Origin of the sequence: Pseudomonas parafulva, from assembly GCF_000800255.1 — a bacterium.
In the GTDB taxonomy this organism is placed as follows: Bacteria; Pseudomonadota; Gammaproteobacteria; order Pseudomonadales; family Pseudomonadaceae; genus Aquipseudomonas; species Aquipseudomonas boreofloridensis.
On sequence record NZ_CP009747.1, the window covers coordinates 2,639,155 to 2,651,316 of the forward strand.

Consider the following 12,162-nt stretch of genomic DNA (forward strand, 5'->3'; position numbering starts at 1 on the left):
GTATGCAACCGATCATCGAGACGACCCTGCTGATCATCGGCGGCGGGCCCGGCGGCTACGTGGCGGCCATCCGCGCCGGACAACTGGGCATTCCGACCGTGCTGGTCGAGGGCCAGGCACTGGGCGGCACCTGCCTGAACGTTGGCTGCATTCCGTCCAAGGCCTTGATTCATGTCGCTGAGCAGTTCCACCAGGCCACACGGCTGAGCGGCGACTCGCCGCTGGGTATCCGCGTGACGGCGCCACAGCTGGATATCGGCCGTAGCGTGCAATGGAAGGACGGTATCGTCGACCGACTCACCAGCGGCGTCGCCGCCCTGCTGAAAAAGCAGGGTGTGCAGGTCATCCATGGCTGGGCGAAGATCCTCGACGGCAAGCACGTGGAGGTCGACGGCCAGCGTATCCAGTGCGAGCACCTGCTGCTGGCAACCGGCTCCAGCAGCGTCGAACTGCCGATGCTGCCGCTCGGCGGGCCGGTCATTTCCTCCACCGAGGCCCTGGCACCTGAGCGTCTGCCAGAACATCTGGTGGTCGTCGGGGGTGGCTACATTGGCCTGGAACTGGGCATTGCCTATCGCAAGCTCGGGGCGCGAGTCAGCGTGGTGGAGGCGCGCGAGCGTATTCTGCCGAGCTACGATGCCGAGCTCACGGCACCGGTGTCTGAATCACTGAAGGCGCTCGGCATTGCTCTGCACCTGGGATACAGCGTCGAGGGGTATGAAGATGGCAGTCTGCGGGCACGCTCCAAGGCTGACGAACGGCTGCGCCTGGAGGCCGACCAGGTGCTGGTGGCCGTTGGGCGTCGGCCGCGCACTCACGGCTTTGGCCTTGAAGGCCTGGCCTTGACCATGAACGGGGCGGCTATCGCCATCGACGAACGCTGCCAGACCAGCATGCGTAACGTCTGGGCCATCGGCGATGTGACAGGTGAGCCGATGCTCGCACACCGAGCCATGGCCCAGGGCGAAATGGTGGCCGAGCTGATCGCCGGCAAGACGCGACGATTCGAACCCGCCGCCATTGCTGCGGTGTGCTTCACCGATCCGGAAGTGGTGGTGGCCGGCAAGACGCCGGACCAGGCCCAGGCGCTAGGCCTGGACTGCATCGTCGCGCAGTTCCCCTTCGCCGCCAATGGCCGAGCCATGAGCCTGGAGGCCAAGCGCGGCTTCGTGCGGGTAGTGGCGCGCCGCGACAATCATCTGATCGTGGGCTGGCAGGCGGTCGGGGCGGCGGTGTCGGAATTGTCTACAGCCTTTGCCCAATCGCTGGAGATGGGCGCGCGCCTGGAGGATGTGGCCGGCACCATCCATGCTCATCCAACGCTCGGCGAGGCGGTGCAGGAAGCTGCACTACGGGCACTGGGACACGCGTTGCATATTTGATGGCGTAGACAGGCGGGCCGGGGTTGCAGCATTGGCGGCCCTGGCGGTCTGGCGCGCACTGGCCAGAGAAAGAGATGTGTCCCCTGCTGGAATCGAACCAGCATCTAACCCTTAGGAGGGGCTTGTTCTATCCGTTGAACTAAGGGGACATCGCGGCGAGCATTCTACGCAGATTCAGTAGCTTGGAGAAGCTAACCAAGCTCGAGTGCGAGGCACAAGGCCCGCATGTTAACCATCCCATCGCTATTTGTCATGACCAAGATGGCGCGTGGCTTGTCGTCCTCTTCCTCCATTCCCCTCCCCAGCACGCCTACGGGATTAATTGCATATTAGTGGCATCGACAGGGAATTTTTTCCGTGACCGCGGTCCAAACGTCAACGTCGGGCATTGAAGGCCTGATGGGGAGTGCTTGTGACAGGTCGTCGAGGCAGTCCGCTGGCAGCGCAAGACTCTTGGGATCGTTAGTCATTTCCCTAGGCTTTTGCCGGTTTTACCAGCTCTTTTGAGCCGGATGCGGACTTAAGTGCAAACTGATCGCGTGTAAAACTTTTCAAACCAGTACGCATTTCTGATAATTGGTGCTGGCAAAAAGCCTTTATTCGGATCACTATTTGTCACAGAATTGACGCCAAAGAAACGGCGACCTTGAGGCAAGATGAGCATCCAAAATCATAACGGTTGAACATTTTGCTCTCGCCACGGTCGTAGCCACAACCGTGCGGCCAATTTGAGAACCGCTTCCCTGAACCCGAACTAACCGGTCAATTAATATGCGCCCAATGAAACAGGCTATCTACTCCAGCCGCACCGCTGACAAGTTTGTCGTCCGCCTGCCTGACGGGATGCGTGAGCGCATTGCCGAGGTAGCGCGCAACCATCACCGCAGCATGAACTCCGAAATCATCGCCCGCCTGGAGCAAAGCCTTATCCAGGAAGGTGCCCTGGGCGATGAGCTGAGCATGCGCCTGGACAGCCCTGAGTTGTCACTGCATGAGCGCGAACTGCTGCAACGCTTCCGCCAGCTCACCCACCGCCAGCAGAATGCCCTGGTCGCCCTCATCGCCCACGATGTGGAAATGGCCGCAGACGCCTCCTGAGGCTTCCAACGCCCACGAAAAAAGCCAGCGTAAGCTGGCTTTTTTCGTTGTGGCTGCAAAGCCTCAGAGCAGGAACAGCGTCGCCAGACCCAGGAAGATGAAGAAGCCGCCGCTGTCGGTCACCGCCGTGATCATCACGCTCGAGCCCATCGCAGGGTCTCGCCCCAAACGCGTCAGGGTCATGGGAATCAGGACGCCCATGAAGGCCGCCAGCAACAGGTTGAGGGTCATGGCTGCGGTCATCACCACACCCAACGACCAACTGCCGTAGAGCAGGAACGCCACCGCACCGATCACCCCACCCCAGATCAGGCCATTGAGCAGCGACACCGCCAGCTCCTTGCGCATCAGGCGGCGCGTGTTACCCGGTGATACCTGATCCAGCGCCATGGCACGCACGATCATGGTGATGGTCTGGTTGCCCGAGTTGCCACCGATGCCGGCAACGATAGGCATCAACGCAGCCAGAGCCACCAGCTTCTCGATCGAACCTTCGAACAGACCGATTACCCGCGAGGCGACGAAAGCAGTGATCAGGTTGATTGCAAGCCATGCCCAACGGTTGCGCAACGAACGCCAAACCGAAGCGAAGATATCTTCCTCCTCGCGCAGACCGGCCATGTTGAGCACTTCGCTCTCACTTTCCTCACGAATCAGGTCGACCATTTCATCGATGGTCAGACGACCAATGAGACGCCCGCCTTTGTCCACCACCGGAGCGGATACCAAGTCATAACGCTCGAAGGCCTGCGCCGCATCATAAGCATCTTCTTCGGGTGTGAAGCTGACCGGATCGGTCGCCATGACCTCCGCCACTTTCTTGTCCGGGTCATTGACCAGCAAGCGTTTGATGGGCAGCACGCCTTTGAGGATGCCGCCCTGATCGACCACGAACAGTTTGTCGGTGTGGCCGGGCAGCTCTTTGAGCCGTCGCAGGTAACGCAGCACCACCTCAAGGCTGACGTCTTCGCGGATGGTGACCATCTCGAAGTCCATCAGCGCACCGACTTGCTCCTCGTCGTAGCTCAACGCCGAGCGCACGCGCTCGCGCTGCTGGGCATCGAGGCTCTCCATCAGCTCATGAACAACGTCGCGAGGCAGCTCTGGCGCAAGGTCAGCCAGTTCGTCGGCATCCATCTCCTTGGCGGCAGCGAGCAGCTCGTGATCGTCCATGTCGGCGATCAGCGTCTGGCGCACAGCGTCGGAGACTTCCAGGAGAATGTCGCCATCGCGATCCGAGCGCACCAACTGCCAGACCGTCAGACGGTCTTCCAGGGGCAAGGCTTCAAGGATGTAGGCGATATCGGCGGGGTGCAGATCATCGAGCTTGCGTTGCAGCTCGACCAGGTTCTGCCGGTGGACGAGGTTTTCCACCAGGTCGTTGTGCTGACCTTCCTGGCGGTGGGTCAGGTCTTCGACCAGACGTTGGCGCTGCAGCAGCTCGATCACCTGAGCCAGGCGATCCTGCAGGCTTTCTTGAACTTTCTTTACTTCGACTTCGGTCATAGGCGAACTCCACTCCCAGCAGTGGGCACGCCGGGAGAATCAATCGGTCAGATCTGGCTTGGCAAGAATCAGTAAGGAGTAACTACTGGGTAAGTCCATGGTGGTATTCCACAAGCCCCGGCGGGGCTGACGGGCGCAATCATACACGGGTCGAGCCAGGTGATCGCTTAAATTTTTGGTCGTAACAATCGTTTGCGCATTAAAGCTCTGACAACGCTCGAAGCCTACAGTGCGACGGCGTCGCGCTGTGAAAAATCACATCGCGGGCACAGACGCCCTGCAGGCTGCAGCACCGAACGACAGACATGAAAAAGCCCGCTACAGTGAGCGGGCTTTTTGGGTGTGGCGGACTCAGGAGGATTCGAACCTCCGACCGCTCGGTTCGTAGCCGAGTACTCTATCCAGCTGAGCTATGAGTCCGTGGTTGGTAATTTTAGACCAGGTTACCACTGGTTTTTGACTTGGCTTCACTGAATAGCCTTTCGGCAAGCAAAACCACTTCATAAAGTGGCGGACTCAGGAGGATTCGAACCTCCGACCGCTCGGTTCGTAGCCGAGTACTCTATCCAGCTGAGCTATGAGTCCACAGTTGGTAGTTTTAGACCAGATTACCACTGGTTGAATGGTGCGCTTTCCTAGGAAAACCGCCTCATTGTATGGCGGACTCAGGAGGATTCGAACCTCCGACCGCTCGGTTCGTAGCCGAGTACTCTATCCAGCTGAGCTATGAGTCCGTGTCTTGCCGCGCATTATAGTTCGCTGAATCATTTTGCCAAGTACTATTTCGTTTAATTTCAACGACTTAGCATATTGACCTGCTACAGCGCCCTACACGAAAAATGGCGGTGAAGGGGGGATTCGAACCCCCGATACCCTTATGAGGTATACTCCCTTAGCAGGGGAGCGCCTTCGGCCACTCGGCCACCTCACCGCAACACGGGGCGTATATTAACCAGACCCTTCCCCGTTTGCAAACCTTTTTTTGAAAAAAAACCGATAAAAATTAAAGGCTTGGTTCTTCGTCCTTCTCTTTCTTGATCCGCAGGTAGATTTCCTCGCGGTGAACGGCCACTTCTTTAGGGGCGCTCACACCGATACGCACCTGGTTACCTTTCACACCCAGGACGGTCACGGTGATCTCACCGTCTCCAATGATCAGGCTCTCGGCGCACCGACGAGTCAGAATCAACATAGCTTTCTCCTCACGCAATTCATTCAGGGACAACAGTCTGTTGGGATCAGGGCGCCGGACGGGACGATCCGGCGCCCTTGTCGGCTGTCAGGCAGGAAAAGGACAGTAACCCGCAAGCCAGCCAGAAACACGAAGGGCGCGGCATCGGCCGCGCCCCTGCGGGCAATGCGTCACTCGCTCTGTCGGGCAAGCGCATCGAGCTCGAACGCGGTGTGCAGCGCACGCACGGCCAACTCCAGGTACTTCTCCTCGATCACCACCGAGACCTTGATCTCAGACGTGGAGATCATCTGGATGTTGATGCTTTCCTTGGCCAGGGCCTCGAACATGCGACTGGCCACACCGGCGTGGGAGCGCATGCCTACACCGACGATCGACACCTTGGCGATCTTGGTGTCGCCGATTACTTCCCGGGCACCGATCTCGCGCGCAGTGTTTTCCAGGACGCTGAGCGCCTTCTCGTACTCGTTACGGTGCACGGTGAAGGTGAAGTCGGTGGTGTTATCGTGGGAAACGTTCTGCACGATCATGTCGACTTCGATGTTCGCCGCGCTGATCGGGCCGAGGATCTTGAAGGCGACACCCGGGGTATCCGGCACACCACGAATGGTCAGCTTGGCCTCATCACGGTTGAAGGCGATACCGGAAATGATCGGCTGTTCCATGGATTCCTCTTCATCGATGGTAATGAGGGTACCCGGACCCTCCTTGAAGCTGTGCAGCACGCGCAGCGGAACGTTGTATTTGCCGGCGAACTCCACCGAGCGGATCTGCAACACCTTGGAGCCGAGGCTGGCCATTTCCAGCATCTCTTCGAAGGTGATCTTCTCCAGGCGGCGCGCCTGCGGCACAACACGCGGGTCGGTGGTGTAGACACCGTCGACGTCGGTGTAGATCTGACACTCCTGCGCACCCAGCGCCGCGGCCAGGGCAACGCCAGTGGTATCGGAGCCGCCACGACCTAGGGTCGTGATGTTGCCTTGCTCGTCGACACCTTGGAAACCGGCGACAACGACCACCTTGCCTTCCTTGAGGTCGGCGCGAATCTTCTGATCGTCGATCTGCAGGATGCGCGCTTTGTTGTGCGAACTGTCGGTGAGGATGCGCACCTGGTTGCCGGTATAGGACACCGCCGGCACGCCCCGCTTGATCAAGGCCATGGCCAGCAGTGCGATAGTCACCTGCTCGCCGGTCGAAACGATCACGTCCAGTTCGCGGGGCACCAATTGGTCGCTGACTTGCTTGGCCAGGTCGATCAGACGGTTGGTTTCCCCACTCATGGCCGACAGAACAACCACCAGGTCGTCGCCGGCTTCGCGGTGTTTCTTGACCTTGTCGGCCACCTGCTCGATCCGCTCGATTGAGCCGACGGAGGTGCCGCCAAATTTCTGTACGATCAACGCCATTTCAAAGTGCCTCAGCCCACGAAGGGCACCCAGTAATCAAACCTTGCCGAAGCGGCCGCTGGCAGTCATGCCCGCGGCCGCTTCCTCTCAAAGCCCCTGCTCGGCGAACGGCACGGCCAGTGCCAGGGCCTGATCCAGCGCGGCGACGTCGACGCCACCACCCTGAGCCATGTCCGGACGGCCACCACCCTTGCCGCCGACCGCCGCAGCGGCCTGTTTCATCAGGTCGCCAGCCTTGAGTTGGCTGGAGAGGTCCTTGGTCACGCCGGCCACCAGCACGACCTTGCCCTCATGCTCGCTGCCCAGCAGGATCACTGCGTGGCCGAGCTTGTTCTTCAACTGATCGACGAGCGCCAGCAGCGCCTTGCCATCCTGCCCATCAAGACGGGCGGCAAGCACCTTGGCACCCTTGACCTCAACGGCCGCATTGGAGAGATCGTCCCCTGCGGCGCTGGCGGCCTTGGCCTGCAACTGCTCGAGTTGCTTCTCCAACTGGCGGTTGCGCTCGAGCACAGCCGACAGCTTGTCGATCAGGTTGTCGCGGTTGCCCTTGACCAGTTGCGCAGCTTCCTTGACCTGCTCTTCGGCCGCGTTCAGCCAGGCCAGCGCCGCCGCGCCGGTGATCGCCTCGATACGGCGCACGCCGGAGGCCACCCCACCCTCGCTGACGATCTTGAACAGGCTGATGTCGCCGGTACGCTTGGCGTGGATACCGCCGCACAGTTCCACCGAGAAGTCGCCGCCCATGGTCAGCACACGCACCGTATCGCCGTACTTTTCACCGAACAAGGCCATGGCGCCCTTGCGCTTGGCGGTGTCGATATCGGTCAGTTCAGTGGTGACTTCGGTGTTGCGACGGATCTCGGCATTGACGATGTCTTCCAGCACCTTGATCTGTTCCGGCTTGACCGCCTCGAAGTGGCTGAAGTCGAACCGCAGGCGCTGACTGTCGACCAGCGAGCCCTTTTGCTGCACGTGATCGCCCAGCACCCGACGCAACGCTTCGTGCAGCAAGTGAGTGGCAGAGTGGTTAAGCGAGGTGGCGTGCTGCACGTCGGCATCGACATGGGCCTGGACAGGCGCGCCGATCAGCAGCGCACCGCTGGCGACCACACCATGATGCAGGAAAGCCCCGCCGGTCTTGGTGGTATCGCGCACATCGAAGCGCACGGCGCCGGACTGCAGATAGCCGGCATCGCCGATCTGGCCGCCGGATTCGGCGTAGAACGGCGTGCGGTCGAGCACCACCACACCCTCCTCGCCTTCACCCAACTGATCGACCGACTGACCGTCCTTGTACAGCGCAATGACCTTGCCTTCGCCGTAGGTCGCTTCGTAACCGAGGAACTCGGTGGCGGTGTCGACCTTGACCAGGCTGTTGTAGTCCATGCCGAAGGCGCTGGCCGAGCGGGCGCGCTCGCGCTGGGCGTCCATCTCGCGCTCGAAGCCGGCTTCGTCGATGGTCAACTCGCGCTCGCGGGCGATGTCGGCGGTCAGGTCCATGGGGAAACCGTAGGTGTCATAGAGCTTGAACACCACATCGCCCGGCACGACCTTGCCCTGCAACTGCGCCAGATCCTGCTCCAAGATGCGCAGACCCTGCTCGAGCGTTTTGGCGAACTGCTCTTCTTCGGTCTTGAGCACGCGCTCGATATGCGCCTGCTGGCCCTTGAGCTCGGGGAAGGCCTCGCCCATTTCGGCGACCAGGGCCGCGACGATCAGGTGGAAGAAGCTGCCCTTGGCGCCGAGCTTGTTGCCGTGACGGCAGGCGCGGCGAATGATGCGACGCAGCACATAGCCACGCCCCTCGTTGGAGGGCAGCACGCCGTCGGCGATGAGGAAGCCGCAGGAGCGGATATGGTCGGCCACGACCTTGAGCGACGGCTGCTCGTCGTTGCTGCAACCGATGGCCTTGGCGGCCGCGGCGAGCAGGTTCTGGAACAGGTCGATCTCGTAGTTCGAGTGCACGTGCTGCATGACCGCACTGATGCGCTCCAGGCCCATACCGGTGTCTACCGAAGGCGCTGGCAGCGGATGCAGCACGCCGTCGGCCGTACGGTTGAACTGCATGAAGACGTTGTTCCAGATCTCGATGTAGCGGTCACCGTCTTCTTCTGGCGAGCCGGGCGGGCCACCCCAGATGTCCGGCCCGTGGTCGAAGAAGATCTCGGTGCACGGGCCGCATGGGCCGGTATCGCCCATGGTCCAGAAGTTGTCGGAAGCGTAAGGGGCGCCTTTGTTGTCACCGATGCGCACCATGCGCTCTGCCGGCACGCCGACCTCTTTGGTCCAGATGTCGTAGGCTTCGTCGTCGCTCGCGTAGACGGTGACCCAGAGCTTGTCCTTGGGCAGGTTCAGCCACTGCTCGGACGTGAGGAAGGTCCAGGCGAAGGTGATGGCGTCGCGCTTGAAGTAGTCACCGAAGCTGAAGTTGCCCAGCATTTCGAAGAAGGTATGGTGCCGCGCGGTATAGCCGACGTTTTCCAGGTCGTTGTGCTTGCCGCCGGCACGTACGCATTTCTGGCTGCTCACTGCGCGGGTGTAGGCGCGCTTTTCCTGACCGAGGAAGCAGTCCTTGAACTGGTTCATGCCGGCGTTGGTGAACAGCAGGGTCGGGTCGTTGCCCGGGATCAGCGAGCTGGAGGCAACTCGGGTGTGGCCCTGCTCTTCGAAGAAGCGAAGGAAGGCTTCACGGATTTCTGCGCTTTTCATAGGTTCTTCCACGGAAACGGCGGCCGTTTTTGGCTAACGCGTCGGATCGACGAAACGACGGCAAAGGGCCGCATTATATCGGTCCTGCAGGCAAGGTGCAGTGTGTTTATGCGATGCAAACCGGTAATCCTGAGTATTTTCGGGCTCGCGGGGATAAAAACGGCATCGGCGGATGCTAAATCGTCGCTTTGGCCACTGACAAGCCAATTACCGCGCATCTGCGCGCAAAAGAAAACGGCGCGCGGATTAAATCCTGTTCATCCATCTGCCAGCAGCGCCGGGTGGTAAGAACATAGCCTTGGCCAAGGCGGACCTGACGCCAAGATGCGACTTCCACCGTTCTTATAGGAAGCGCTCCATGTCACCGGACGAAATTAGAATCGAAGATCCTTCCGGCGCCTCAGTCGTGCAGGACCTGCCCTATCGCAACGGGCCGCTGACGATCACTCGCCAAAGCCGACAGTTGCTGATCGAGGTGCTTGACCAGGGCTGCAACCTGGTCGTGCGCCACTGCCCTGAAGGACTTGCGCTGCTCTGGCGCGACGTCACCTGCACCGTGGCGCTGGCAGCACACGACACCGTGCGGGTGCGCACTGGCGACGGCGACGATCAGGTGATCGTCGAGTCCAGCCTGGACCGGCGCACGGTGATCGAAAGCGGCGACGGTAACGACGACATACAGGTGCGCGGCCCTGCGCCAGACGCTGAGACACTGAATGCCGGCATCGTGGTGGTGGACGCCGGAGCCGGCGATGACCGCATCGTTGTGCAAGGGCTCAGGCAGGCAGAGATCGATGGCGGCGCCGGCAAAGATGTACTGCGTAGCGGCGCCGCTTACAGCCTGCTCTACGCAGGCCCTGGCGAGGACAGCCTTGCGATCGAGGCTGGCAAGGGCACACTCGAAGCGCTGCACGGCAGCACCCGAGTGAGCACCGGCAAACAGGATGATCGGATTTACGGCGACCCTGCGCGCATCATCGCCGAGAGTGGTTTCAGCGCGCCCTTGCTGTACCCACTCCAGGATGCCCAACTGCCGCCTGACTACCTGGCGACGTTCAAGATCGAAGGCGATGCGCACTATGTCGACAAGGTCAGTCGCCAACTGACGATGCTCAGAGCCAGCCCAGGAGCCTCTGTCCTGCTCGATCGATTGGTAGCGCAACAAGTGACCATAACTATCAAGCCCGCCGAGACGCTGGACAACGCCTTCGCGAGCTATGACGAAACCCTGGGGGATCCACATGTACGCGATGGCGTTCGCGGCGACCGCATTCGCGACTGCGAGGTCCACTACAACCCGCTGGCACAGCGCCCAGGCACACCGTCGTTGGTGATGCTGTACCACGAGCTGTGCCACGTCTGGAACTTCGCCACCGGAAGCGCCACGGACAATGTCGAGCGCCTGGCGGTCGGACTCGACAACCCAGGTTCGCTATTCGATTACGACGACGACCCCAACACCCCTGACACCGACACCAATCCGCCGCCCTTCAACGAAAATGCCTTGCGCCTGGAACTGGGCCTGGCACCGCGCTTGAGCTACCCGTAACGGCCTAACCCAACTGCTGCCCGGCATCCGGCACCACCAGGAGGCCGGCACGCAGCCCATTACGCACCTTGGGGTTGGGGAAGATGATCCGCGCATCCTGCTCGTCGACCACCCAGCGGGTCTGGGCGATATCGTCAGCCAGCAGGTAGCCTTGCGGCAGCGGCGAAAAATTCTCGATGTCCGGCGGCAAGTGAAGGCGGAAGTTGTCACTGTGCTTGATGACCTCGCGGGCGACTCGGAACAGCTTGAGGTTCTCAAGGCTCTGCGCAGCCTCTGGTTCGGCGTGTTCGATGAGCTGAATCAGACGCTGCTCGAGCCGGTCGAGGTTGACCGGCGCGTTCTGCCCGAACGGGCGCGCTTTGCCCAGCTCCAGGGTGAAGGCTTCGGCGTCGAGCTGTTCGTAGGTAAAGGCGCTGAAGGTGATCGACGACTTGCTCTGCAACAGCACCGCCTCGATACCGGCCGCTGCCAATCGCGCGAGTTGTTCACGTGAATGCAGCCGACCTTCCTTGAACGGATACAAGGCGAACTGCTCGATCTTCGAGCCGCGGATGGCGGTGTGCAGATCGTAATGCAGGCGCTGGCGGCCAGGTGTAGCGAAGAAGACGCGGGCAAACTGCTCCAGCTCGGCCGCACGCAATGCCTCGAAACCGCTGGACAGGGCATGGCGACCGTTGAACAGGCGATTGATGTCCTGCTCCACGAAGCGCTCGCCCTTGCGGATCGCAGCCGGATTGCCAAACAAAAACAACACCCGCGCACGGGGTATCAGGGTGCCACTGGCAACGCCGTGCAGTAACCGCTCGAGCAGCTCGATCGGCGCAGTCTCGTTGCCGTGAATACCTGCCGAAAGCAGCAGATCAAGCCCGCAGTCCTCACCTTCGGGCGGACGCACTTCCAGCGCCCCCTCGCCCAGCCAACGCAGACGCACGCCCCGGGACGTCACCTGGGTCTTCTCGGCCGGTTCATGATCGGTGAGGGTCAACTCAAGCAGTTTGCCGAGGGCGAGCATAGGGCGCTTCCTTAGTGTTGGTGGCCGCAGTCGGGGCCGTGCACGTGATCGTCGTCTTCGTCGACCTCGGCGGGCTCCATCTCCAGTTGCAGGCTGACCAGGTTGGTGGCCATCGGGCGCAGCAGCAGGTTGGCGTATTCAGCATCGCCCTCCTCCACGTCGACGCCGATCAGCAACTGGCCGCGACCATCCTGCTGGATCCACACCTCCTTGCCTTGCCACATCACCGCAAAGCGTGTGCAGGAGGTTTCCAGTTGGGTGCCGTCTTCATCTTCCAGGATCAGGCGCAGGGCATCGGACATCAC

Annotated in this window: 9 protein-coding genes and 5 tRNA genes; 3 read left to right on the forward strand and 11 right to left on the reverse strand. The window is 61.0% G+C overall.

From position 1 onward, the window contains the following. Positions 1 to 2: 2 nt before the first annotated feature. Positions 3 to 1,382: a dihydrolipoyl dehydrogenase gene (lpdA, locus tag NJ69_RS11185; RefSeq protein ID WP_039579013.1), complete on the forward strand. Its 1,380-nt coding sequence runs from the start codon at positions 3 to 5 to the stop codon at positions 1,380 to 1,382. 77 nt (positions 1,383 to 1,459) lie between these two features. On the opposite strand, the gene NJ69_RS11190 is transcribed toward lpdA, so the two are convergent. After that, positions 1,460 to 1,531 (reverse strand) — tRNA-Arg (locus NJ69_RS11190). Positions 1,532 to 2,153: 622 nt separating this feature from the next. Between NJ69_RS11190 and NJ69_RS11195 the strand changes: the two genes are divergently transcribed. Then, complete coding sequence (locus NJ69_RS11195; protein WP_029613963.1) at positions 2,154 to 2,480, forward strand: Arc family DNA-binding protein; 327 nt, start codon at positions 2,154 to 2,156, stop codon at positions 2,478 to 2,480. Positions 2,481 to 2,543: 63 nt separating this feature from the next. Here NJ69_RS11195 and mgtE read toward each other — a convergent pair whose 3' ends face one another. The 8 genes from mgtE to alaS all read right to left on the reverse strand — a co-directional run bounded on the left by mgtE (position 2,544) and on the right by alaS (position 9,296). Next, a complete protein-coding gene (gene mgtE, locus NJ69_RS11200) occupies positions 2,544 to 3,986 on the reverse strand; it encodes a magnesium transporter (protein WP_039579015.1) in 1,443 nt (480 codons plus the stop codon). A 343-nt stretch (positions 3,987 to 4,329) separates the two neighbouring features. Beyond that, positions 4,330 to 4,406: transfer RNA gene (locus tag NJ69_RS11205), tRNA-Arg, on the reverse strand. An 88-nt stretch (positions 4,407 to 4,494) separates the two neighbouring features. Beyond that, a tRNA-Arg gene (locus NJ69_RS11210) sits at positions 4,495 to 4,571 on the reverse strand. Between the two features lie 72 nt (positions 4,572 to 4,643). Continuing rightward, positions 4,644 to 4,720 (reverse strand) — tRNA-Arg (locus NJ69_RS11215). Positions 4,721 to 4,826: 106 nt separating this feature from the next. After that, positions 4,827 to 4,917 (reverse strand) — tRNA-Ser (locus NJ69_RS11220). A 72-nt stretch (positions 4,918 to 4,989) separates the two neighbouring features. Continuing rightward, the gene (csrA, locus tag NJ69_RS11225) at positions 4,990 to 5,178 is read right to left on the reverse strand and encodes a carbon storage regulator CsrA (RefSeq protein WP_003254503.1); all 189 of its coding nucleotides are present in this window, start codon (positions 5,176 to 5,178) and stop codon (positions 4,990 to 4,992) included. Between the two features lie 170 nt (positions 5,179 to 5,348). Continuing rightward, entirely contained in the window at positions 5,349 to 6,584 is a 1,236-nt protein-coding gene (locus NJ69_RS11230; protein WP_039579049.1) for an aspartate kinase, read from the reverse strand. Positions 6,585 to 6,671: 87 nt separating this feature from the next. Beyond that, on the reverse strand, positions 6,672 to 9,296 hold the full coding sequence (gene alaS, locus NJ69_RS11235) for an alanine--tRNA ligase (RefSeq protein ID WP_039579051.1): 2,625 nt from the start codon (positions 9,294 to 9,296) through the stop codon (positions 6,672 to 6,674). Positions 9,297 to 9,654: 358 nt separating this feature from the next. On the opposite strand from alaS, the gene NJ69_RS11240 reads away from it, so the two are divergent. Further along, on the forward strand, positions 9,655 to 10,845 hold the full coding sequence (locus NJ69_RS11240) for a M91 family zinc metallopeptidase (protein WP_039579054.1): 1,191 nt from the start codon (positions 9,655 to 9,657) through the stop codon (positions 10,843 to 10,845). Positions 10,846 to 10,849: 4 nt separating this feature from the next. Here the strand turns inward: NJ69_RS11240 and astE are convergent, their stop codons facing one another. Next, positions 10,850 to 11,857 carry a succinylglutamate desuccinylase gene (gene astE, locus NJ69_RS11245; protein WP_039579057.1) on the reverse strand — a complete coding sequence of 336 codons (1,008 nt, stop codon included), beginning with the start codon at positions 11,855 to 11,857 and terminating at the stop codon, positions 10,850 to 10,852. An 11-nt stretch (positions 11,858 to 11,868) separates the two neighbouring features. Further along, positions 11,869 to 12,159, reverse strand: coding sequence for a hypothetical protein (locus tag NJ69_RS11250; protein WP_039579059.1), 291 nt, complete (start codon positions 12,157 to 12,159; stop codon positions 11,869 to 11,871). Positions 12,160 to 12,162 lie beyond the last annotated feature (3 nt).